We start from the raw sequence: 23,863 nt of genomic DNA, 5'->3' as shown, positions 1-23,863 counted from the left end.
GCACACGCCCGACGGTCTGGTTTGAATTGCTTCTGTGCTGCCTGCTGCGAATTCTGGTGCCCTTGACGTGGATCGAACACGTGGCCTCTCCCTTACCAAGGGAGTGCTCTACCACTGAGCTACAAGGGCTGTAATTTGTTGCATGCGATGCATCAAGCATCTGAACGGAAACTGGAGCGGGTGAAGGGAATCGAACCCTCGTCGTAAGCTTGGAAGGCTTCTGCTCTACCATTGAGCTACACCCGCGAGGTATCGTTCACTTATCTTCACTTACTTGCTACTACCCAGTTTTCCTTGCAAAAACTTGGTGGAGGGGGCTGGATTCGAACCAGCGTACTCATAGAGAACAGATTTACAGTCTGTCGCCTTTAACCACTCGGCCACCCCTCCGCGGGAACCGCAGAGTATGAAGCATCTACTCACAACTGTCAACCTTATTTACCAATGCCTGACTGCTGCATTTGCGTATAAAGAAGAAGTTGGCTGCTTCGGGGCGTGATTATAAGCTCCCGATTTGAGAATGTGCAAGGGTTGGCGCGAAAAAGTCGTCTTTTTTCGCATTTTTTTTATCGCCCCTGCCGGCAAGCCGCATTTTCCCGTCATTCGCCCCGCATTTTGCCTGTTTACCGGGCGTCAGGCGGATGCATCCAGGAGTTGCCAAGGGGCTTATATTTACGCAACAACTGCTGATGCAGGCCGGACAACACAGGCAATTTGGGGTTGCGCGGGTCCAGGCGGCGTACACCGGCAATAAAAGTCAGCGCCTGCTGCCCCATGCGCTCATCCCAGCCTTCGTGTTCCAGGCATTTCAGTACCGCCACGGCCGCATTGAACACCACTTGCGGATTGTCGGGCAGGCGCGTGACGGCCTCCCCCATCAGATCGACGGCGCCGCGGAAATCGCCTTCTCCCGCCTTGGCGGCGCCTGCCGCCACCATGTCGGCCACTTCCTGGCGGCTTTGCCGCGCCAGCGCCTTGGCCAGCTCCTCGCGCCCCGCCAGCTCGAAGACGGCCATGGCGCGCGTCATGGCCGCGCTGTCGGGCGCATTGCGCATGACTTCGCGCATCACCTCGGCCGCGCCGTCTTCGCGCCCATGCGCCAGGCAATGGCGCGCCAGTTCCGTCTTGAGCATGTTTGAGCCGCCCACGCTGTGGCGGTTGGCGGCCAGGGCGGCGTCGAGCGACTGCTGCAGCCGCTCCTCGTTGCCCGTATGCGCATGCAGCATGGCACTGCACAGGGCGCTGCACAGTTCCGTGTTCTTTTGCCCGCCCATCGACTTGTCGAGGTCGCGGATCACGGCGCCCACCTGCAAGGGGTCGCCCTTGCGCACCAGGGTCTGCACCAGACGCACATGGTCTTCCGGGTCACGAAATTCCGAATACTTGGCCTTGCTGACCACCAGCTTCAGGGCTTTTTCCGCCATCTCGATATCGTCGGCCGCCAGGGCCGCCTCGCCCAAGCGGCGCAAGCGGCGCACGGCATGCGGCGACAGGGCCACCGCCTCGCTCAGGGCAGATTGCGCCAGTTCCGGCTTGCCTTGCGCCAAATGCGTGCGCGCCAGCCAGTCATAGGCATCGAGAAAACGCTTATTGTTTTCCAGCAACCCTTCCAGCGTACCCTGCGCCGCTTCGTACTCGCCCAGCAGAAACTGTGTCTTGGCCTGTCCCAGGCGCGCCCAGCCGATGGCCTTGGCGTCGTACAGGGCTGCGTAGATAGGCTCCGCGTCGGCCGCCTCGCCCAGCAGCAAATGCAATTCCGCGCGCAGGCGCAGGAAATCGGTCGCGTAACGGGGATACAGGCTGGCACCCTCGGCGCAGGCAGCGATCGCCGCGCGCTCATTGCCCACGTCGATCAGTTCATAGACGGGCACGAAGGCATTGCGCTTGTCCAGCGCGCGGCCGATGCGCTCCAACATGTTGTCAGCGGTAAATGGCTTGAGGATGTAATCGGTGGGCAACAGCTCGACAGCACTGACTACCTTGGCGAAGCTGCCCTCGCCCGTGACCATGAAAAACATGGTCGACGCGTGCATTAATTTGTGGTGGCGCAAGTCTTCCAGCATCTGCTGGCCATCCTGCCCGCCGTCGAGATCGTATTCGCACAAGATCAAATCATACGATTTGCTGCCCAGCATGCGGATCGCCTGGCCGGAGCTGGCCGCGTCATCGATCTTCGCCAGGCCGCACAGGTTGAGCATATTGTGCAGGCTGGCGCGCATGCCGGGATGCGGCTCGATGATCAGTGCGCTAAGGCCCTTGAGTTCTTTCATGTCGTAATGTCCGAAAACTCTGCGGCGCGCCACACTGGTGCGTGGCGCCGACCAGCATGAGGCAGCCGAGTATATGACGGCGCCGCGCGCAAGGGAATGATGTCGTGCAGAAAAACGCCAAGGAAGTTGCAACTCAAGCGGTGGCGCGCTCCGGATGCCACAGTTGCGGCTCGTGGTCGATCAGGTCCAGCAGCGCCGTCACCACTTCCGGATCGAACTGGCTGCCGCTGCGCTGTTCGATGTATTCGCGTACCTGCGGATACGGCCACGGCTCCTTGTAGGGCCGCTCGTGCAGCAGGGCATCGAAGACGTCGACCACGGCGACGATGCGCGCGGCGACGGGAATGTCGCGCCCCTTGATGCCATTCGGATAGCCGGCGCCATCGAAATGCTCGTGGTGGCCGCCGGCGATCTGCGCGCCATACGTGAGGTAGCTGACACCGTCGACCATGTTGGCGGCCCGCTCGAGAATGGTGCGCCCGACACTGGCATGCAGCTGCATCTGCACCCGCTCCTCGTCGGTATGCTTGCCCGGCTTGAGCAGCACGGCGTCCGGCGTGGCCACCTTGCCCACGTCGTGCAGGATGCTTGCCAGGCCGATCATGTCGAGCAACTGCGGCGTGAGCTCGTCGGCATACACGCCGCGCTGCTGCATGCGGCGGGCGATGGCGTCGGACAATTGCTGCACCCGCCGTACATGGCCGCCCGTGTCGCTGTCGCGGAACTCGGCCAGGTCGGCCAGCGCCACCACGGTCGCTTCCTGCGCCTTGCGCAACTGGCCGAACATGTACAGGTTGTCGAAGGCGGCGGCGATGCGCTGGCAAAACACTTCCAGCAAATCGCGCTGGATCTGCGCCAGCGGCCACGGTGGCGTGACGGAGATGGCCAGCTCGCGGTTGCCTTCCGTGTGGATGAACAGCACATTGGCCGGATGTTCGAACTGGCTGCGCTTTTCCGCAAACGCCTTGGCGATGGTGGGGGTGAGCGCATGGTCGCCCGGCAAGGCCTCCGACTCGGCCAGCATGGCATAGCTGCCCGTGGCGGCGACCACCTCGGGCCGCCCGGCGCCGCCCTGCATCAGGCACAGCACGCCGTCGGCACCCACGTCGAGGATGGCGCTGACCTGGTTGAGCACGCCGGAAGCAAATTCGCGCAGCGAATGGATCTGGTACAGATTGGTGGCGCCAGCGAGGATCTTGCCCAGGCCAATGCGGCTGCGCTCGAGCATCATCAGGCTCTCGTAGGCGCGCAGGGCCGAGATGACGGTGGTAAACAGCTTCTGCGTCGTCAGTTCCGTCTTGGCCTTGTAATCGTTGATGTCGTATTCGATGATGACGCGCTGCTCGGGCGCCTGGCCCGGCTGGCCCGTGCGCAGCACGACGCGCACGATGGAGTTGTTCAGGTCGGCGCGGATGCGCTTGGCCAGGATCAGGCCGGCGTCATCCGTTTCCATCACCACGTCGAGCAGCACCAGCGCGATATCGGGCGTGTCGCGCAGGATGTCATACGCTTCGCGGCCGCTGTAGGCGGAGAAAAGTTCCAGTTCGCGCCCCTTGAAACTGACATTGCGCAGCGCCAGCCGCGTGACCGCATGCACATCCACATCATCATCGACGATCAAGACACGCCACAGGCGCTGGTCGGGCGCGGCCAGCCCGGCAGGACTGGCCACCGGCTCATCCTCGTCGAGCAGCCAGTTATCATCTGCATCGGCTTTGAGGTCGGTCATGAATACTCCTAATGGATAAGTTCGATGTGGACGCTGCATTGAGGCATGTCAAGCATAATCAGATTAGATGCTGCTTACAACAGGATTCTGCGTACCGCCTTCGCCGGCGGCCGGCGCTGGTGCCGATGCACCGCCACGCGTGGTGCCGCCACAATTGTCCTGGCCCGGCCCGACTGCCTGGTAGCGCACTTCATACTTGCCTGCGCTGAGCTGTTCCACCAGCAGCTTATCGTTAGCGAGGATGTACAGGTAGCGCACGTTCGAGCGCCGCTCCGTGTCATACAGTTTGACGAACACGGGCGCGGCATTGTTGCCGTTGTCGATGCTGACGGCCAGCTCTTCGCCCTTGTTACTGATCGGGAACCCATCGACATAGCCGGAATGCGTCGGCCAGGGTTCGCCATTGGGCGCCACCAGCGATGCGGATTCTGCCTTGCCTGCGCCATCGCAGACGGGCTGGATGGCTTTCAGACTCAGCTGGGAAACGGCCAGCACGCGGATCTCGGGCGTCTTCGCTTCATGGGGTTCCGGTGCATACGGCTTGCCCACCGCCCAGCTGTCGACTGCCACGACCTCGCCTTTCGATGACGGCGCCGCAACACTGGCCGCTGGCGTGGTCGCCAGCGCCTGGGGCTTGGCGCCATCGCGGGCCAGCCCGCTCCAGGCCGATGCCAGCGCGGCCGGCACGGGCTGAGAGGTGTCGAGCATCAGCAAGGCGCCCAGCCAGCCCAGCAACAGGCAGACAAGCAAACTCAGCCACCAGCGCCAGTTGCGCCAGACGGGCTGCAGACCGCGTCGCGGCTTGCCCTTTGGTGGCGGCACATCCTGCGCCCACGCGTGTTCATGCGACTGGGCATGGCCTTTCGCGCGGCCATCGCGGCTCTTGCCTTCTTCGTGGTGGGTGCTTTCCAGCCATTCGATTTCCCACTCCTCGGCAGCGATCCACTCGTCGTGTTCCCTGCGGCGTTGTGGATCGGACAAGGTGCCGTAGGCGCTGTTGAGGATCGCCATGATGCGGGCGGCCTTTTCGTCGCCGGGATTCTTGTCCGGATGGTATTTCTGGCTGAGGGCTTTGTACGCGGCACGTATGACTTCCTGCGGCGCCAGGCGCGCCACCTTCAGGTTGTCATAGTGTGTATGTATCTTTCCCATCGTTCTATCTTGAAATCGGTGCGCGGCGACGGGTTCTTGCAGGATGGAACCGTGCTGTGTCGGTCATCATAAACGATATGACAAGATAATAACCACCGGCGGACAGGAAATTGCAGGGCGAGACTGCCCTGCCTTGATATTGCAGCGCTTACAAGCGATGACTGCGGTCAGCGGACAACAGGACTTCCGGCAACTCCACGCGGTGCCCCACCGCCAGCACCTTGAACAATTCCCCCATCTCGGCCGGTGAGACCAGCTTTTGCACGGCGCTGGCTTGCGGCAAGTACGTTTTGACGTGTTCAGGATCGGTGCGCAGCAGCAAATCGCCGATGCCAGCGCCCAACAGGAAGGACGCCTGGTTCATGTACGCGAGCACATCGAGGCCGGCGTCCTGCGCCGCCACCGCCATGGCCGTGAAGTCGACGTGGGCCGTGATGTCTTGCAAGCCGGGCAGATAAAACGGTTCCGCATGGGCGTGGTGGCGGTAATGGCACATCAGGGTGCCCGTGGCGCGCAAGTCCAGGTAATACTCGTGCGCAGGGAAGCCATAATCGAACAGCACGGCCGCGCCGCCCTTGCCATTGGTCAGCATGCGCGCCAACGAGCGCATGAAGCCGCAGGCGACGCCGTGGATTTCGCTGACATAGCCAACCGGCAAGGCATCGGCCCCGGGCACCTGGGCGGCGATCTGCTCGGCCACGTCGACACCAGCCAGGCGCTCGACAAAGACGAACTGGCCATCGGCGATGCTGACATCGAGCTCGCACCAGCCGGCGGGCGTCTTGCTGATCAGGTTGACGGGCATGGCGTCCAGCACCTCATTGCCGAACACGGCGCCTTCGAAGCTGTCGGGAAAGCCGTCGAGCCATACCACTTGCGGGAAGGCGGCCAGCGCCAGCTCCTGGCGCGCGCGCAATTCGCCGGACAATTCGACGATCGCATACTGTTCTATAGGGATGCCGGCGCTGGCCGCTTCCGTCAGGATATCGAAAGCCAGCTTGCCCGTGCCGGCGCCGAATTCGAGGATGCGCGGGGCCGTTTGCGCCATAATAGCGGCTGCCACATGGGCCAGGGTAGCGCCGAACAAAGGCGAAATTTCCGGCGCGGTTGTAAAATCGCCATCTTTGCCCAGCTTGGCGGCGCCGCCGCTGTAATAGCCGAGGTCAGGCGCATACAGCGCCAGCTCCATGAAGCGGACAAAGGGAATGGCGCCATCATTGCGCGCGATTTCGGCGGCAATCAGGTGCTGCAAGGCATGGGACGCGGCCAGCGCGTCGCTATCGGGTGCGGGAAGAGACATTCCCGCATTGTAGCGAATTGGCGGGCCACGGCGCCAGTGTCGGCTATGAGGGCCATGGCGGCCAGGCACACTTCACACACAAGCACAGTAAAAATAAAGACATGACTCCAGCATCGACACTGCCACACAGCACTCCCCGGGTCGCCCTCGTCACGGGCGCCGCGCGCCGCATCGGCCGCGCCATTGCGCTGGGCCTGGCGCGCGACGGCTGGGATATCGCCGTCCATTACCGCGACTCGCGCGATGAAGCGCTCAGCCTGGTGGCGGAAATCACGGCGCTGGGCCGCCGCGCGCAAGCGTTCCCCTGCGACCTGGCGCAGGAAGACGCCGTGCGCCAGCTGTTGCCGCAGGCGCAGGCGGCGCTGGGGCCCGTCACTTGCGTGGTCAACAACGCATCGTTGTTTGAATACGACAATGCCGGCGATTTTTCCGTCGCCGCGCTCGACGCCCACATGCACGCCAACCTGGCCGCCCCCATCCTGCTGGCGCAGGCGCTGTATCAGGCCACCCCGGCAGGCGGGCAAGCCGTGGTCATCAACTTGCTGGACCAAAAACTGTACAATCTCAATCCTGATTTTTTGTCGTACACCCTGTCCAAGGCGGCGCTGCTGTCGGCGACCACCATGCTGGCCCAGGCGCTGGCGCCGAAAGTGCGCGTGGTGGGCATTGCCCCCGGCATCACCATGGTCTCGGGAGAGCAAACGGAAGCGAACTTTGCCAAGGCGCATGAAAACACGCCGCTGGGCCGTTCCAGCACGCCCGAGGATGTGGCCGACTGCGTCTGTTATGTGGCCGGCGCGCGCGCGCTGACGGGCACTACCCTGTTGGTCGATGGCGGCCAGCATTTGATCGGGCTGCCGCGCGACGTCATGTTTTTGACCAAATAATCAGCAGCCATCCTGTATACGCAACAAAAATGAGTATTCAAGCATTCCCTAAAAGGTAAAACTATGTCGTCCGCCCTGTCCCACCCTCGCCTGGCCGATTGCCGCCGCCTGTTCCTGCGCAATTACGAAGTCCTCATCAACATCGGTGTCTACGACTTCGAGAAAAAGGGCGAGCAGCGCGTCCTCATTAACGTCGACCTGTACATTCCCCTGGCCCTGTCGACGCCGAAGGATGACCAGCTGGAAGAGGTGGTCGATTACGACTTCATGCGCGAAACCATCGCCAAGCGCATGGCGCAAGGCCATGTGCAGCTGCAGGAAAGCCTGGTCGACGACGTGCTGGCGGCCATGCTGGCGCACCCGCGCGTGCGCGCCGCGCGCGTCTCGTCCATGAAGCCGGACGTGTATCCCGACTGCGAAGGCGTGGGCGTGGAAGTATTCAAGATCAAGGATGAAGCATGAACAACATGAGCAATAGCGCAGTGATGGAAGCGACGACAACGGCCGTGGAATTCCCGGCCAACGTGGAAGCGCAGAAACTGGCGCGCAAGAAGGCGGAAAAGATCGCCCTGGAAAACAACAAGCTGCACAAGCGGCTGTGCCGCCTGGTGGGGCAAGCCATCGGCGACTTCAATATGATCGAAGACGGCGACAAGGTGATGGTATGCCTGTCCGGCGGCAAGGATAGCTATGCCTTGCTGGATATCCTGATGACCTTGCGCGAACGCGCGCCGATTCACTTCGACATCGTCGCCGTCAACCTGGACCAGAAACAGCCGAACTTCCCACCGGAAATCCTGCCCGCCTACCTGACGGAACTGGGCGTGGCCTTCCACATCGAAAACCAGGATACCTACAGCATCGTCAAGCGCCTGATCCCGGAAGGCAAGACCACCTGCTCGCTGTGCTCGCGCCTGCGCCGCGGCATCCTGTACCGCGTGGCCGACGAGCTAGGTGCCAACAAGATTGCCCTGGGCCACCATCGCGATGACATCCTGGAAACTTTCTTCCTGAATATGTTCTTCGGCGGCAAACTGAAAGGCATGCCGGCCAAGCTGCAGTCGGACGACGGCAAGCACATCGTCATCCGCCCGATGGCGTATGTGAAGGAAGAAGATACGTTGCGCTATGTGGAAGTCAAAGGCTTTCCCATCATCCCGTGCGACCTGTGCGGTTCGCAGGAAAACCTGCAGCGCAAGCAGATCAAGGGCCTGATGCGCGAATGGGACAAGAAATTCCCCGGCCGCGTGGAAAGCATCTTCTCGGCGCTGTCGAACGTGGCGCCGTCGCACCTGATGGACCCGAAACTGTTCGGCTTCAAGGATTTGAAGGCGGACGGCATGGCCAACCCCATGGGCGACATCGCCTTTGACGAAGAACCGTGCTCGACGCCGACGACGTTTGGCACCATCCCGCTGCAGCAAGGCTGACCTTGACGCACGGCGCCATCATGACGATGGCGCCATCGTCTGTCTTAACTTAAAACGCTTCCCAGTCGTCGCCGGCCAGCGCTTTCGCGGGGGCCGGCGCCTTCGCCCTGACGGCCATGCTGCGCGCGGCAACACGCGGCACTGGCGCAGGGCGCGCGACTGCCGGCTGTGGCGCCGGGCGGCGCAGCAAGCCTGGCTGTTCGCGCAACTTGAATACGCTGACCACTTGCGCCAGGCCGTGCGCCTGCTGTTGCAGCGAACCGGCGGCGGCCGCCGCCTCTTCCACCAGCGCCGCATTTTGCTGGGTCACCTGGTCCATCTGCGTGATGGCCTGATTGACTTGCCCGATGCCGTGCGTCTGCTCCTGGCTGGCACTGGAAATCTCGCCGATGATGTCCGTCACGCGCTTGACGCTGGAGACCACTTCATCCATGGTCGCGCCGGCCTGGTCGACCAGCTTGGCGCCCATGCCCACCTTGCTCACCGAATCGTCGATCAAGCCCTTGATTTCCTTGGCCGCCTGGCTTGACCTCTGCGCCAGGTTGCGCACTTCGGACGCCACCACCGCAAAGCCGCGCCCCTGCTCGCCGGCCCGCGCCGCTTCCACCGCCGCATTGAGCGCCAGGATATTCGTCTGGAAGGCGATGCCGTCGATCACGCTGATGATGTCGACGATCTTGCGCGACGATTCGTTGATCGAGCCCATGGTCGCCACCACTTCCGCCACCACCGAGCCGCCGCGGCTGGCGATGCCGGCCGCCGTGATCGCCAGCTGGTTGGCCTGGCGCGCATTGTCGGCATTCTGCTTGACGGTGCTGGTCAGTTCTTCCATCGACGAGGCCGTTTCTTCCAGCGAACCGGCCTGCTGTTCCGTGCGCGATGACAGGTCCAGGTTGCCTGCGGCGATTTCCGACGATGCCGTGGCGATGCTGTCCGTGCCGCTGCGCACCTGGCTGACGATGCTGACCAGGTTGTTGTTCATATTGCCCAGGGCCGTGAGCAGCGCCCCCATTTCATCCTTCGCCGTCGTGGCGACGGTCTGCGTCAGGTCGCCGGCTGCCACCGTTTCGGCCAGCGCCAGCGCCTGGCGCAACGGACGCGTGATGCCCGTCGTCAGCAGCCACGAGCACAACACGCCGAACGCTACCGCAAACAGGGTCAGCAGGCTGATGACGGTGGTGTCATGCACGGCGGAGGCATCGATCTGCTTGGCCGTCGCATCGATGCTTTCCCGCTGCAAGGTCACCAGTTCCTGCAACAGGTCCTGGTAAACCTGGGCGGCCGGCGTGAACGCGCCATCGAGGATTTTCGCCGCGCCTTCCACATCGCCATCGGCCTTGGCCTTGACGGCGCCGTCGCGCGAGGCGCTGTACACCTTGCGCTGCTCGAGGATCTTAGCGAACAGGGCTTTTTCCTTGTCGCCCGCGACCAGCGGCTCGATCTGCTTGAGCAGTTCGGCCGCCTTCTTCACCGAGGCGGCCGAGTCTTCCTTGAAATACGGTCCCAGCGCCGGATCGCTGCTCTTGACGATGGCGGCCGTGCGGCGGATCGAGGCAAAGTTCAAGCCATACCAGTCGGTAATCAGGCGTTCCTTGGTCAGCGGTTCGGCCATCATGGCGCGCGTGGACGTCGCCACTTCATTCAGGCGCCACACGCCCACAGTGGCGATCAGAACGGTCATTGCCAGGATCAGGACAAAGCCGATACTCAGGCGCTTGCCGATCTTGATATTTGCGATAAAGCCCATGGTGTCTTTTCTCTAAAATCATGCGTTGAAGATATTTTTAATTCCTTGCGGAATTTAATATATTGCAGATTATACATTGTTGAAATATATGTAGCTGGTTTATTGATTTTGAGAAATGTTTCTGTTAAGTTAAAAATCTCCTCCGCAACTACAGGCGCGCCGCGCGTATCCGCCCGTCTGTCTCTCAAAGAAATCTATGAAATTTTCCGCATTGCCCCTGAAACAAATCACCCTCGCCGCCGCGCTCGCCTGTGCCGGTAGCGCCCACGGCGCGGCCCTGCCGCCCGCCATCGCGGCCCAGCTCGCGGCCAATTACCCGGCCGTGGAAAGCCTGTACCTGGACCTGCACCGCCACCCGGAGCTGGCGTTCCAGGAAGTCGAAACGGCAAAAAAACTGGCCGAGAAGGTCAAGGCGCTGGGTTTTGACGTGACCACCGGCGTCGGCGGCACGGGCGTCGTCGCCATCCTGCGCAACGGCCCCGGCCCCGTCGTCATGCTGCGCACGGAAATCGACGCCCTGCCCGTGCTGGAAAAAACCGGCCTGCCGTTTGCCAGCAGCGTCGTGACGAAAAACGCGGCCGGCGAAAGCGTGCCCGTGATGCATGCCTGCGGCCACGACGTGCACATGTCGGCCTGGTATGGCAGCGCCAAGCTGATGGCCGACAACCGCCAGCAATGGAGCGGCACGCTGATGCTGGTGGGCCAGCCGGCCGAGGAACCGCTGCTGGGCGCGGCCGCCATGCTGAAGGACGGCTTGTTTACGCGCTTCCCGAAACCGGACTACGCGCTGTCCTTCCACGATGAAGCCACGCTGCCATCGGGCACCGTCGGCTACCATGCCGACTACTTCCGCGCCGCTGCCGACACCATCAGCATCACCGTGTATGGCCAGGGTGGCCACGGCGCCGCGCCGCACGACACGCGCGACCCCGTCGTGATGGCCGCGCGCATCGTGCTGGCACTGCAAACGCTGGTCTCGCGCGAAAACAATCCGATGGACCCCGTCGTCATCACGGTGGGCAGCATCCATGGCGGCACCCAGGCCAACATCGTGCCCGACCAGGTCACCATGCAGCTGACGGTACGCACTTTCAAGGATGCCGTGCGCAAGCGCGTGCTGGCCAGCATCGCGCGTGAAGTCAAGGGCGAAGCGTTTGCCGCCGGCGCGCCGAAAGAGCCGCTGCTGGAAATTCGTCCCGGCACGGACGCCGTCTACAACGACCCGGACCTGACCCTGCGCATGGTATCGACCTTGCAAAAATCGCTGGGCGCGGCCAACGTGACGGAAATGCCCGCCAAGATGACGTCGGAAGACTTCGCCAACTACGGCCAGGCCGGCGTAAAAGCCGTGCTGCTGCATATCGGCGCGGTGGAGCCGGCCAAGCTGGCGGCCGCCAAGGCCAGCGGCAAACCGCTGGCCGGTCCGCACTCGCCGCAATGGGCGCCCGAGTACCAGCCGACCATCAAGGCGGCGATCACGGCGGAAACGTCGATCCTGCTCGATTTGCTGGGCAAGAAACAGTAATCATGTAGTCTGCGGGGAAGCTGGCCTTCCCCGCTCCCTTCCCCACCTTCCCGAAGTGCTTTCCTTCGTCCCCATGCTGCGATAAGCTCGGAGTCTGCCGCCACGCCCGTGCCGGCGTCCCTTGCAACCAGACCATGAACGGACACTGTATGACGACCACCGCGCGCAAACGCCCCGTACTGACCCTGCTGGCCCTCGGCTTCGCCCTCTCCACCGCCTTCGCTGCGCCTGCCCCCGCGCCAAGCGACCGGCCGGCCGACCGCTGGGACCTGAGCGCCCTGTACGCCAGCGATGCCGCATTCGACGCCGACGCGAAAAAGCTGTCGTCCCAGCTGCAGCAACTGGGTGCCTGCAAGGGGCAATTGGGGCCATCGCCGGTGCGCCTGAAAAGCTGCCTGGACCTGGTCGCCGATGCGCGCAAGCGCGTCAACATGCTCACCACCTATGCGGCGCAGTACTACGACCAGGACACGGGCGACAGCAAGGGCAACCAGCTGAACCAGCGCGCCGCCTTGCTGGGCAACGACTTCACCCAGGCGAGCACCTTCTTGCAGCCGGAAATCCTCGCCCTGGGCGCCAAACGCATCGATGCCATGCTGGCCAAAGACAAGGGTTTACAACTGTATCACTTTCAATTGAGCAACATGCTGCGCAGCGCGCCGCATACGCTGGACGCGGTCGGCGAACAACTGGTGGCGCAATTCGGCCTGGCGACGGGTTCGGCCGCCAGCGTCTACCGTACCCTGGCCAATGCGGAAATCCCATGGCCGACAGTGAAATTATCGGATGGCACGCAAGTGCGGCTCGACCAGGCGGCCTATACCAAATACCGGGGCGACGACCAGCGCGCCGACCGCAAACTGGTGTTCGATGCCTTCTTCGGCAAATGGAAAGAGTATGAACGCACGTTCGGCGAAACCCTGTACGGCCAGCTGAAAACGGATGCCGCGTACGCGAAGGTGCGCCATTACGCCGATTCGCAAAGCGCCGCGCTGGACGCCGACCACCTGCCGCCGGCCGTCTACCAGACCCTGATCGCGCAAACCAACGCCAACCTGCCCACCTTGCACCGCTACTTCAAGCTGCGCGCGCGCATGTTGGGCATCAAGGACCTGGCGTACTACGACATCTATGCGCCGCTGCTGAAAAGCGACCGCACGTTCCCCCTGGCCGAGGGCAAGCAGATGATGCTCGCTTCCGTCGCGCCGCTGGGCCCCGACTACGTGAAAGCGCTGACCGCCGCCGTGGAGGCACGCTGGATGGATGTGTATCCGCGCCCGCGCAAGATGGCGGGTGCCTACATGAATGGCGACGCGTATGATGTGCATCCGTTCGTACTGCTCAACTACACGGACAATTACGAAGCCGTCAGCACCCTGACGCACGAATGGGGCCACGCCATGCACTCGGTGCTGGCCAACAAGGCGCAACCGTCGATCTATGCGCCGTACAGCATCTTTGTCGCGGAAATCGCCTCGACGACGAACGAGGCGCTGCTGCTCGACGCGCGCCTGAAGCAGGCCAAGGATGACGACGAACGCCTGCTGTATCTGGGCGCGGCGCTGGAAAACCTGCGCGGCACCTTCTTCCGCCAGGCCATGTTCGCCGAATTCGAGGCGGCCATCCACGGCAAGGTGGATCAGGGCGAATCGCTGACGGGCGAGCAGATGACGGCCATCTATGCCGACATCCTCAAGCGCTACCACGGCGAAGCGCAGGGCGTCATGGCCATCGACCCCGCCTACGCGCTGGAATGGGCGTATGTGCCGCATTTTTATCACGGCTTCTATGTGTTCCAGTACGCCACCTCGATCGCGGCGGCGCAGGATTTCGCGCAGCGCATCCTCGACAAGGAACCGGGCGCCCTGGCCGCCTACCTGAAGATGCTCAGCGCGGGCGGCTCGGCCTACCCGTATGACCTGGTGAAGGCGGCCGGCGTCGACCTGGCCTCACCGAAACCGTACCAGGCGCTGGTGGCGCGCATGAACGGCATCATGGACCAGATCGAGGCGATCGAGAGCAAACGGGGTAAGTAAGTGCCTGCGCAGGACGGCATCAGGCCAGGTGGTCTGATGCCGGCTTGTCCTCCCCTGCCGCCGCAAACGCCGCCGCATCGCTCTCGAACATGTCTTCCAGTTCCTCGCGCGCCTGGCGCGTGAGCGACATGACTTTTTGCTGGTCCTGGAAGTGCGGCGCCACTTCCAGCAGGGTTTTCAGGTTATGCCGGCCAAAGATGCCGGCCGCGCGCTGCGCCCGCTCCGCGCTGAAGCCTACCTGCTGCAAGGTCTGCTCGCCCAGCAGCAGCGCCGCAGCGAAGGTCTCGCGCTCGATCAGGGTCACGCCGCGCTTCATCAATTCATAGTAATGCGTGACGTTGCGCGCGCGCGCCAATATCGTCAGTTCGGGCAGGCGCAGGCGCACGGCGTCGACCAGGGCCAGGCTGTCGTCCACATTGTCGATGGCGATCACCAGCGCCTTCGCCTTCTCGATGCCGGCCGCCACCAGCAGGTCCACGCGCGTGGCGTCGCCATAAAATACCTTGAAACCGAACTTGCGCAGCAACTCGATCTGGTCCGGATCGTGGTCGAGCACCGTCACGCCGATCTTGTTCGCCGCCAGCAGGCGGCCGATGATCTGGCCGAAGCGGCCAAAGCCGGCGATGACGATGGGGTTGTCCTGCGCCTCGATATGGTCGTCGGGGCGGCGCTTCTTTTCGCCTTGCAGGCGCGGCGCGATGAATTTGTCGTGCAACAGCAGCAGCAAGGGCGTGGCCACCATCGACAGGGTCACCACCACGACCAGCAGCGCGGCCGTTTGCGACGCAAAGACATGCGCGGCCTCGGCAGCGGCAAACACGACGAAGGCGAATTCGCCCCCTTGCGACAGCAGCAGCGCGAAGAACAGCTGCTGGCCGCGGGGAATATCAAAAAACTTCGACAGCAGGTACAGCAAGGCGATCTTGACCGCCAGCAGGCCCGCCACCAGGGCCAGGATCAACAAGGGCTGGGCGCGCAGCACGCCGAAATCGACGGACATGCCCACGGCGATGAAGAACAGGCCCAAGAGCAGCCCCTTGAACGGTTCCAGGTCGCTGATCAGCTCATGCCGGTATTCGGAGTCGGCCAGCAGCACGCCCGCCATGAAGGTGCCCAGCGCCATCGACAGGCCCACCGATTCCATCAGCACGCAAATGGCGATCACCAGCAGCAGGGCGAAGGCCGTGAAGATTTCGCGCAAGTCCGTTTTGGCGATGAAGCGCAGGATGGGGTTCACCAGGAAGCGCCCGCCGATTACCAGCGCCGCCAGCACGGCGGCCAGCTTGGCCACGCGCAGCCAGCCCGGCTCACCGCGGTGTGTGACCAGCCCGCCCAAGAGCGGCACCAGCGCGATCATGGGAATGGCGGCGATATCCTGGAACAGCAGAATGGAAAAGCCGGCGGAGCCGGCCGGCGTGCTCATCAGTTTTCGTTCGCCCAGGGTGGCCAGCACGATGGCCGTCGACGAAAGAGACAGGCCCAGCGCGCCCACCAGCGCCGTGCGCCAGTCCACGCCAAAGGCCATGGCCACGGCGCACAGCCCCGCGCTGACGACGCCCACCTGCGCCCCACCCCAGCCGAAAATCGGGCGGCGCAACAGCCACAAACGCTTCGGTTCCAGCTCCAGGCCGATCAAAAACAACAGCAGCACCACGCCGAACTCGGAAAAACTGAGGATCACCTCGACATTCTTGATCAGGCCCAAGCCCCAGGGACCGATGACGACGCCAGCTACCAGGTAGCCCAGCACGGCGCCCATGCCCAGGCGCTTGGCCAGCGGCACCATGATGATGGCGGCCACCAGGTAAAACAGTATGTTGATGAGAAAGCTGTGGTGTTCCATGCGGATTCCGAAAAAACGTGATTGGCATCGCAATCATGCCTGAAGTGGGGCGCCGGCGGGGATCAGGGCTGCGGCGCGTCGATGCGCGCGCGTAGTTCGTCGACATTCACGCGCGACAGATAGCGTTCGATGTTTTTCCACACGGCGTGGTAGCCGTAACCGCCATTTTTCAGCTCATCGATCGCCTTCTCGCGCGGCCAGCCCTGATACAGCATGCGGTACATGGCGGCCATCATGCCCGTGCGGTCGGCGCCATGAAGGCAGTGCAGCAGGACGGGCCCGTCCTGCCCGGCGGCACGGATGGCACGCATGGTCGCGATCACATGCCGGTCGCCGATGGCCCAGGTATTGATGGGGATGCGGATGGCGCGGATGCCACTGCCTTCCAGCACCTGCGTATCGGAGTGGAAGGAGCGCAGGCTGATCACCGTCTTCACGCCCAGCGCCTGCAGCTGGGCCACGTCGGCACTGTCAAGCCTCGCGCTGCGGTACAGGACGGGCGTGACCTGGTGCAGGTTGGACACGAGCGGCAGCGGCGTGGCCCAGTCCGGAGGGCGTGGCGGCGATGATTGTGCCCCGGCCGGCGCGGCGGCCAGTCCCAAGGCGAGGGTCAAAAGTACTGCAGGCAGCATCATGGCTTCCTAGTTATTGAAGAACGGCGCCAGCGCACCCGTCGCCCATCACCTGCGCCAGCACGTCCAGAGCGGCGCGCGGGCGGCCCAGGGCCAGCGCTTTCGCGCGCATGGATTGCAACTGCTGCGGATGGTCGAGCAAAAGGCGCACGCGGTATTCCAGCGTCACGGCATCGAATGCCTTCAGGGCCACGCCCTGCTCCAGCAGATAGTCGGCATTGCGCTCTTCCTGGCCGGGAATCGGCGCATTGACGATCATGGGCAAGCCCAGGGCCAGGCATTCCGAGGTGGTCAGCCCGCCGGGCTTGGTGATCACCAGGTCGGCGCACGCCATCAGTCGCTCGACTTCGCTGGTAAAGCCTTGCGCCAGCAAACGGCCCGGGTACTGGCCGGCCAGTTCCTGCAGCGCCGCCAGCGCGGGAGCGCTTTTCCCCGCCAGCACGATCAGCTGTAAGTCGCCGTCCAACGCCAGCAGGCGCGCGGCGACGGTATCGAGGCTGCCCAATCCCGCCCCGCCGCCCATCAGCAGGATCGTCGTGCGCTGCGGGTCGAGGCCGAATGCCTGCGCGTACTGCACGCGCTCGGGCACCTGCGCAAACGCGGGCATGATGGGGATGCCCGTCACGTGGATGCGGTCGGCGGGGATGCCTTCGTGGCGCATGCGGAACGCCACCTCATCGGTGGCGGCAAAATAGCCCTGCATCCGTTCTTGCACCCACATGCGGTGCAAGTCGAAGTCGGTGACCTGTACCCAGACGGGGCAGGCCAGCTGTCCCTGGCGCAGCGCGCGCGACAGCAGTTCGGCCGGCAGGAAATGCGTGCAGATGATGGCGTCGGGCTGGAAGGCGGCGATCTGCGCCATCAGGGCGCGCGTGTTGAGGCGCTCGATGCCACGGCGCAGGCGCTGCATCGAGCTATCGCGTGGTGCATCGTGGCTGGCATGGTAAAGATAGCCCCACAGCGCGGGCGCCTTGTTGACCAGCTTGATGTAAAAATCCGTGTACAGCTTGCGAAATGCGGGCGTGACAAAGTCCATCACATCCAGATGACGGGCCAGCGCTGCGGGCCCTGCACCGTCATCGCGCACCGCATGCGCCTCGATGGCTTGCGCCGCGCGCATATGGCCGGCGCCGGCCGAGACGCTCAGAAGAAGAATTTTTTGTGTCATGGAAAACCGATGCGTGGACAGGTTGAACGCGGACGCGAAAGATGCATAGGCAGGATAACATTGCCGCAAGCTGGCCGCCTTGATCTGGCCATGCGCGCGTGCCGGCGCTAGCGAATAACGGGGACGGGCAAGGCCGACACTTTCCAGCTGCCTTTGAGCTTGCGTTCCATCAAAGCCGGCATGGTGCTGGCGTCGGGCGCGCCTTTCTTGGTGAACTTCACCGGCACCAGCAGGTAGATGGTGACCTTGTCATCGTCGGCCATGTCTTCTTCCTCCGGCGCCTGATTCCAGCGCTTGTCGATGGCCAGCAGCGCATCGACGCCGTCCGGCCAGGCCAGGTCCGCCAGTTGCGGATCGTCATGCCGCAGCAGCTCGCCCGCCGCCAGGCTGGCCTGATCGAGCGTGCGCCGTCCCAGGCGCGCCAGCAGCGCCACCGGAAAGCGCCATGGGCTGTGCTCCGTAAAGCCGTGCACGGTCAGCGGCCAGCGGGCCGGCAGGCAGATGGCCAGTTCGGTCATCGGCAATTGCTGGAACAGGCCGACCGTAAACAGCAGCTTGAAATCGCCCTTGCCGGCGATGCAGCTGATCCCCAGCGAAAAGCGCGCGTCGCCGCTGTCCGGGCTGAACACGGCAGGCAATACCCAGCCGGCGCTGTTGTGCATGAAGGTGCGGATCGCATCCTGCGGCGAGGCAGCTGTTTGCTGCGGCACGTCAAGTATGCTGACGCCGCCGGCGGCAGCGAGCAATTGGGCGATAGCGGGAAAGCCCCAGCCGGTGGCAATATCGACCGGCGCCTGGTTCCAGCGCGTGTGCAGGCGGTTCGGATTGGCGCCCCGCTGCAGCAGCAACGCGGCCACGTCCTGGTGGCCGCCAACGCAAGCGCTGTCCAGCGGCGACAGGATGTTGTCCGGCAGGCCATCGACGGCGGCACCATGTTCGAGCAGCCAGCGGCAGGTATCGAGATGGCCATGGCTTGCCGCCGCCTCCAGCGGCGTATGGTTGCGGTAACCGGGCAAGGGCAGGTCGATGTCCATGCCCAGCGACATGAGCAGGGCGCAGACCTCGCTGCTGCCGCCGGCAGCAGCCAGATGCAGCAGCGATTCGCCGTCATCCATGTTGTAGCGGCGCAAGGTCAACAGCAGCGGTGTGGCCTGGAGCAGGCTGCGCACCTGTTCCACCTGATTCTCACCCACGGCGTCGCAGAGGCGAAAAAATGTCTCGCGGTGCTGGTTGTACAGTGTGTTGTTACCCATTCCTCGTCTCTGCTCGTGCTGGCGGCGCCATCATCGAGCGGAGAATAGCATTTTCTTTCGATTAATCTGCGCGATTTGACAACTCCGGTGTGCACCGTCCGGCGACGCGCATATTGGGCGTTATAAATCCATGAAACTGACGGGCGCCACGTCGACGCGCATGACCGGATACAGGTTCAAGCGCTCATCCCACGAGGCGTGGCGGCGGGCGAAAAACTCCAGGCGCGCATGCGGATTCTTTGCAAATGCGGGCTCGTCGGCCAGCTTCTGCCGGAATTGCGCCGCCAGCGCCGGGTCGGCCGCCAGTTGCGCGCGCGCCACATCCTCGGCCACATAGTCCTCCATGTATTCCTTGCGCTCGAACGCCGTGTTGAAGCTGCCCCAGGCCAGCAGCGAGTCGGGCGCGCGCGGCTCGAGCAGCGCCATCACCAGGCGCGCCTTCGGCTGGTTGACGGGTACGTACAGCACGCCCGCATCGACCAGGCGCTCTTCCTTCTGCCATTCGCCCTGTACCGCCAGCGTCTGGCGTCCCTCGAACGACTGCGCGCCGAACTTCACCTGCGTGGCGCGGAAGACTTCCACATTCTGCCTGGCGAAGATGCTGCGCATTTCCTGGTAGGCGATGCCGTGCTGGCGCAGTTTGGCGCCCACCATGGCCGCCTGCGCGCGCGGCACCAGGTAGCCGGCCTTCGGCGCGACCACCTGCAGGTCAGGCACGATCTCGTCGCGCAGCGGCACGTTCCAGATTTGCGGCGTCTTTTCATCATAGCGCGTCATCAGCGCTCCCGACACTTCGGACGGCATGCGCGTATAGGCATAGCCGCGAAACGCGATCATGCGGCTTTTCTCCGTGGTCTTGTAGCTGAGGGGCAGCGCACTGCCGGCCAGCTGCGTCGCGCGCAGGTCCGCCTCCATGGCGGTTTGCCTCCATGCGGCGCCGTGCTGCGCCACCTGCGACAGCAGGGAAACGATGGTGTTGCGCGTGATGCGCACGCGGGTCGGGTAATCCTTCCACGAGTGGGTTTCCACCAGCACGCCGAAACGGTTACGCAACAGGAAATAGCCGTGCGAGAAGCGCGGGTTCGGCATCGAATCGACAAAACCCGACTGCGGATTGTCTTCTTCGGCAAATGACATGTAGAACGGCTTCGGATCGGAACCCTGCTTTGCCAGGTCGGCCAGCACGCCATCGCGCAGTGCCGTTCCCGCCACGCGCAAGGCCGCATCACCTGCATGCACGGGTTCGACCTGGATCGAGATATCGGGTTCGAACTGCGCGCCGTCCGTCACGTGCAAGTCCACGTAAGCCAGCGGATCCCAGGCATTGACCAGCGCCAGCATATGCTGCATCTCCGGAGAGTCGGCCTTCATGTAGTCGCGGTTCAAATTGAAATTCTGCGCCGTGCTGCGCCAGCCCATTTCCTGTGGCCCCCGCTGGTTCGGGCGGTTCCACGCACCAAAGCGCTCATGGCCGTCGACATTCAGCACGGGCACGAACAGCAGCACCTGCTTGTCCAGCGCACCGGCGGCCGCCTTGCCTTCCAGGACTTCGCGCAGGGCCAGGAAGCCTGCATCCTTGCCGTCGATTTCGCCCGCATGGATGCCCCCCTGCACCAGCAGTACCGGTATCTTGCGCAGCTTGGCCGCCTCCGGCGTCAGCGCGCCCGTGTTGGAAACGGCCAACGCCAGCATGGGGCGGTTTTCCGGCGTGCGGCCGAATTCAAAGCAGCGCACCTGTTTCGGATGATGGTCCTCGAAGCGCTGGCACAAGGCTTCCACTTCCTCGTAACGGCCCGTCTCCTTGAAACCGGAGTACTCGGCCACCGTCTTCAGGGAAAACAGCCGCATATCGCGTGCGGCATGCGCGTTGACGGAAAACAGGGAAAACATGGCGGCGGACAGCAGGACATGGCGTAGCATCGGGCTAGCTCCATCAAGAGGGACAAGCGGGCAATTATAGAGTGGAGGCCACGGAATAGCCGCGCCGGAAATGAAAAAACCGAAACAGCATGCGCTGTTCCGGTTTATTTTTTCATGCTGGCCTGCGGCCGATGTTAGGCCGGAAAGCGTGGCGTGACATCAAGAGCCGAAGTGATAGTTAAATTCGACCCATCCCTGGCGGCCTTGCGGGCTGTAGCTGCCCACCGGATAGTACGGCCAGCCGCCGCTGTCGTCGCGCTTGATCTTGTCGAACACGTTGTTGACGATCAGTGACAGCGTGGCACGGTCGTTGATGCGGTACACGGTGCTGATATTGGCCAACGCCGTCGGCGTCAGGTAGCCGGTACCGCCGCCGTTCGGGATCTTGCTGTAGCGGCTGACCAGCAAAGTGTTCGACCAGTCCCCTGCACTCCAGTTAACGCTCAGGTTCAACTTGTCACGCCAATCCGAATTTTTCAGCGATTTGAGCTCGTTGATCTCTTCGTCGCCGACAAATTGCTGCGATTTATTGCTCAGTACCTTGGCGTAATTGGCCTTGAAGGCAAAGCGCCCATAGTCCGCCGTACGCAGCAAATACTTGACGCTGATGTCGATGCCGCTGCTGCTCTGCTTGGCAGCATTGATCGGATTGACGGTGATGGTCTTGATCTCGCCGGCGCGGTTCAGGGCATTGGCCGCGAAACGCTCGACGCGGCCCAGGGTATCGACGCAGGTAGGCGAAGCGACATCGAGCTTGCCCAGGCGGCAATCAGCTTCGTCGCGCAGGATTTTGTCCGCGCTCAGGTTCGTCACCAGGTCGTCGATCTTGATGTTCCAGTAATCGACGGAGACGTCGAAATTGGAACTTGGCGACCAGACGGCACCCACGCCGAACGACTTGCCTTTTTCCGACTGCAGGTCGCGGCTGCCGTTCTGCACATAGTCGGCGCCCGGCGACTTGCTGGCGAATTCGCACTTGTCGATGGCCTGGCCGGCCGCGTTGCAACGGTAATAATCGGTGGTGCTCGAATAGTAGCCGGTGCCGCGCGCCTTATAGATATAGTTCATGTCCGGCGCGCGGAAGCTGGTGGCGTAATTGGCGCGGAACAGCAGCTCCGGCGCGGGACGCAGTTCCAGGCCGCCGTTGTAGGTGAACTTGCCTTCGTGGCGGCCAGCAAAGCTGTAGCGGTCATAACGGCCAGCCAGGGTGCCGGTCAGCTTTTCATGCAGCGGCAGGTTGACTTCCGCGCCCAGCGCATAGCGGGTACGCGTGCCGGCCGTGATATCGGACTTGGTGGCGACGTTGAAGTAACCGTTGTTCAGGCGCGCATCGGGAACATTGCTGAAGCCCTGCTTGCCCACTTCGGCAATGGTGGCGATCTTCGCCGCGCCAGCGGGCAGCTGGAACAGATCGCCATTGGTGGCCAGGCTCAGGGTATTCGTCCAGGCCTTGTCGTCGCTATCGGAATTGCCGGTGATGCTGTCGAATTCGGCCGCCGTCACGCGGCGCGACAAGCGGGCCGGGTCCGGTGCGTAGATCGGCACGCCGGCAGCGTCGGTGCCCAGTTTCGGACCCAGGAAGAAGCTGTCGATATTAGCCAGCGCGCGCGGCGTGTGGCTTTCGCTCTTGTACATCGAGGCGTTGTAATTCGCTTCATACTGCCAGGATGACGTGCCGGGAATGCGGCCCTTGGCGCCCAGCGAAATGGCTGTGGCCAGGTCGTCCCACTTGCGGTTGTAACGCTCCACGCCGCCCATTTCCTCGGGCGAGATATAGCGCGTCCACGCTTCGTAACGATTGGTATTCTGGTTACGGAAATAGCTGCTGCCCGTCGACGACGACGTCCACGTCGGGCCGCGCGTATTGTTTTCCGTCGAGTTCTTGCCGATCAAGAAGTCGGCGAACAGGGTCGTTTCCGGCGACAGCTCATAGTTGGCGCTGCCGAACACGTTCTGGCTGCGGTTCTTGGTCTGCGTGGTCCAGTAGGTTGGCCCCACTTTCGGGCTGGCGCAATAGCTGCCGTTCTTCGCCTGATACTTGATGACGCTGCCGCCGAACAGGTCGCCGAACTGGCTGCACGTGTCGCCCAAGTCCTGATAGGTACCGGAGGTGCCTGATTGCACGATGCGGCGCGAGGCGATATTCGTCGGCGTGCCCGATTTGGTGGCCATGAAGTCGCGGTCCAGGCTCGACAGCGGATCGCGCTGGCTCAGCTCCACGCTGAACAGCGTATGCAGCTTGTCGAAATTGCCGCCGCCCGTCAGCTGCACGCGCTGGTTGCCGGCGCCGCCGCGCGTGGTGCCGCCCGCCTTGACGTTGATGTCAAAACCTTCCGTCTGTTTTTTCAGGATCACGTTGACCACGCCAGCGATCGCGTCCGAGCCATAAATGGCCGAGGCGCCGCCGTTGAGGATCTCGATGCGGTCGACGATGCTCGACGGAATATTGGCCAGGTTGGTGAAGTTGACCGTGCCTTCATAGGCGACGGGGAAGTCGGCCAGGCGGCGGCCATTGAGCAGGATCAAGGTGTGGTTCGGGCCCAGGCCGCGCAGGCTGATGGTATTGGCCGACGGCGTGAACGTGTTGCCGAAATCCTCGCCTTGCGTAAAGCCGCTGTTCTGTACCTGGTTGGTCAGCGCATCGAAGACGTTCTTGTACCCTTGCTTGGTGATTTCATCGCCCGTCAGAATGGTGACGGACGATGGTCCCTCCAGACTGGCGCGGGGAATCCGCGAACCAGTGACCACGACGGCCTGCGGGGTCGCCGCTGGCTGCTGATCCGCTGCGGGCGCTTGCGTCTGTGCGTGCGCCTGCCATGCGGAACCGCCCAGGATGGCCAGTACGGCTACGGTGAGCGGTGGTAACTTGAATTGTATAGGCATCTTTGCGCTTCTCAAGGTTAGGGAGAAGGCGAAAGATATCAAGATGCCAGCAATTACAGAACGAATGGATTCATCTTTCCATATATCA

The 23,863-nt window shown here is 63.0% G+C and carries 16 protein-coding genes and 3 tRNA genes; 5 read left to right on the top strand and 14 right to left on the bottom strand.

Translation table 11 applies throughout. The annotated features are described in order from the left end of the window. Positions 1 to 54: 54 nt before the first annotated feature. From ACQ4W0_RS08755 to ACQ4W0_RS08725, 7 genes are all read right to left on the bottom strand, one after another. A tRNA-Thr gene (locus ACQ4W0_RS08755) sits at positions 55 to 129 on the bottom strand. Between the two features lie 43 nt (positions 130 to 172). After that, a tRNA-Gly gene (locus ACQ4W0_RS08750) sits at positions 173 to 246 on the bottom strand. A 59-nt stretch (positions 247 to 305) separates the two neighbouring features. After that, positions 306 to 390, bottom strand: a tRNA-Tyr gene (locus tag ACQ4W0_RS08745). A gap of 233 nt (positions 391 to 623) precedes the next feature. Next, positions 624 to 2,270 carry a response regulator gene (locus ACQ4W0_RS08740; RefSeq protein WP_436576408.1) on the bottom strand — a complete coding sequence of 549 codons (1,647 nt, stop codon included), beginning with the start codon at positions 2,268 to 2,270 and terminating at the stop codon, positions 624 to 626. A 133-nt stretch (positions 2,271 to 2,403) separates the two neighbouring features. Next, complete coding sequence (locus ACQ4W0_RS08735; protein WP_436576407.1) at positions 2,404 to 3,999, bottom strand: DUF3369 domain-containing protein; 1,596 nt, start codon at positions 3,997 to 3,999, stop codon at positions 2,404 to 2,406. A 63-nt stretch (positions 4,000 to 4,062) separates the two neighbouring features. Beyond that, on the bottom strand, positions 4,063 to 5,151 hold the full coding sequence (locus ACQ4W0_RS08730; protein WP_436576406.1) for a J domain-containing protein: 1,089 nt from the start codon (positions 5,149 to 5,151) through the stop codon (positions 4,063 to 4,065). A gap of 148 nt (positions 5,152 to 5,299) precedes the next feature. Next, on the bottom strand, positions 5,300 to 6,451 hold the full coding sequence (locus ACQ4W0_RS08725; RefSeq protein ID WP_436576405.1) for a class I SAM-dependent methyltransferase: 1,152 nt from the start codon (positions 6,449 to 6,451) through the stop codon (positions 5,300 to 5,302). Between the two features lie 101 nt (positions 6,452 to 6,552). Here ACQ4W0_RS08725 and ACQ4W0_RS08720 point away from each other — a divergent pair, with 101 nt between their 5' ends. The 3 genes from ACQ4W0_RS08720 (at position 6,553) to ttcA (ending at position 8,768) form a co-directional block, all read left to right on the top strand. Further along, positions 6,553 to 7,338: an SDR family oxidoreductase gene (locus tag ACQ4W0_RS08720; protein WP_436576404.1), complete on the top strand. Its 786-nt coding sequence runs from the start codon at positions 6,553 to 6,555 to the stop codon at positions 7,336 to 7,338. Between the two features lie 63 nt (positions 7,339 to 7,401). After that, entirely contained in the window at positions 7,402 to 7,800 is a 399-nt protein-coding gene (locus ACQ4W0_RS08715) for a dihydroneopterin aldolase (RefSeq protein ID WP_046682033.1), read from the top strand. Beyond that, on the top strand, positions 7,797 to 8,768 hold the full coding sequence (ttcA, locus tag ACQ4W0_RS08710; RefSeq protein ID WP_436576403.1) for a tRNA 2-thiocytidine(32) synthetase TtcA: 972 nt from the start codon (positions 7,797 to 7,799) through the stop codon (positions 8,766 to 8,768). The genes ACQ4W0_RS08715 and ttcA overlap by 4 nt, the downstream gene beginning before the upstream one ends. Positions 8,769 to 8,817: 49 nt before the next feature. On the opposite strand, the gene ACQ4W0_RS08705 is transcribed toward ttcA, so the two are convergent. Then, positions 8,818 to 10,515, bottom strand: a complete 1,698-nt coding sequence (locus tag ACQ4W0_RS08705) for a methyl-accepting chemotaxis protein (protein WP_436576402.1) — start codon at positions 10,513 to 10,515, stop codon at positions 8,818 to 8,820. Between the two features lie 196 nt (positions 10,516 to 10,711). On the opposite strand from ACQ4W0_RS08705, the gene ACQ4W0_RS08700 reads away from it, so the two are divergent. Further along, positions 10,712 to 12,040 carry an amidohydrolase gene (locus tag ACQ4W0_RS08700; protein ID WP_436576401.1) on the top strand — a complete coding sequence of 443 codons (1,329 nt, stop codon included), beginning with the start codon at positions 10,712 to 10,714 and terminating at the stop codon, positions 12,038 to 12,040. A gap of 149 nt (positions 12,041 to 12,189) precedes the next feature. Then, positions 12,190 to 14,076, top strand: coding sequence for an oligoendopeptidase F (pepF, locus tag ACQ4W0_RS08695; protein ID WP_436576400.1), 1,887 nt, complete (start codon positions 12,190 to 12,192; stop codon positions 14,074 to 14,076). Between the two features lie 19 nt (positions 14,077 to 14,095). On the opposite strand, the gene kefC is transcribed toward pepF, so the two are convergent. From kefC to ACQ4W0_RS08665, 6 genes are all read right to left on the bottom strand, one after another. After that, entirely contained in the window at positions 14,096 to 15,919 is a 1,824-nt protein-coding gene (gene kefC / locus ACQ4W0_RS08690) for a glutathione-regulated potassium-efflux system protein KefC (protein WP_436576399.1), read from the bottom strand. A gap of 62 nt (positions 15,920 to 15,981) precedes the next feature. After that, positions 15,982 to 16,554, bottom strand: a complete 573-nt coding sequence (locus ACQ4W0_RS08685) for a dual specificity protein phosphatase family protein (protein ID WP_436576398.1) — start codon at positions 16,552 to 16,554, stop codon at positions 15,982 to 15,984. 10 nt (positions 16,555 to 16,564) lie between these two features. Continuing rightward, positions 16,565 to 17,719 (bottom strand): MGDG synthase family glycosyltransferase, encoded by a 1,155-nt coding sequence (locus ACQ4W0_RS08680; RefSeq protein WP_436576397.1) that lies wholly within the window; start codon positions 17,717 to 17,719, stop codon positions 16,565 to 16,567. A gap of 107 nt (positions 17,720 to 17,826) precedes the next feature. Beyond that, positions 17,827 to 18,972 carry an ankyrin repeat domain-containing protein gene (locus tag ACQ4W0_RS08675; protein ID WP_436576396.1) on the bottom strand — a complete coding sequence of 382 codons (1,146 nt, stop codon included), beginning with the start codon at positions 18,970 to 18,972 and terminating at the stop codon, positions 17,827 to 17,829. A gap of 120 nt (positions 18,973 to 19,092) precedes the next feature. Further along, the gene (locus tag ACQ4W0_RS08670; RefSeq protein ID WP_436576395.1) at positions 19,093 to 20,892 is read right to left on the bottom strand and encodes a M14 family metallopeptidase; all 1,800 of its coding nucleotides are present in this window, start codon (positions 20,890 to 20,892) and stop codon (positions 19,093 to 19,095) included. Between the two features lie 159 nt (positions 20,893 to 21,051). Further along, positions 21,052 to 23,775 carry a TonB-dependent receptor plug domain-containing protein gene (locus ACQ4W0_RS08665; protein WP_436576394.1) on the bottom strand — a complete coding sequence of 908 codons (2,724 nt, stop codon included), beginning with the start codon at positions 23,773 to 23,775 and terminating at the stop codon, positions 21,052 to 21,054. Positions 23,776 to 23,863 lie beyond the last annotated feature (88 nt).

The organism is Janthinobacterium breve (genome assembly GCF_051380895.1).
In the GTDB taxonomy this organism is placed as follows: domain Bacteria; phylum Pseudomonadota; class Gammaproteobacteria; order Burkholderiales; family Burkholderiaceae_D; genus Janthinobacterium.
This window is presented reverse-complemented; position numbering and strand designations above follow the sequence as displayed.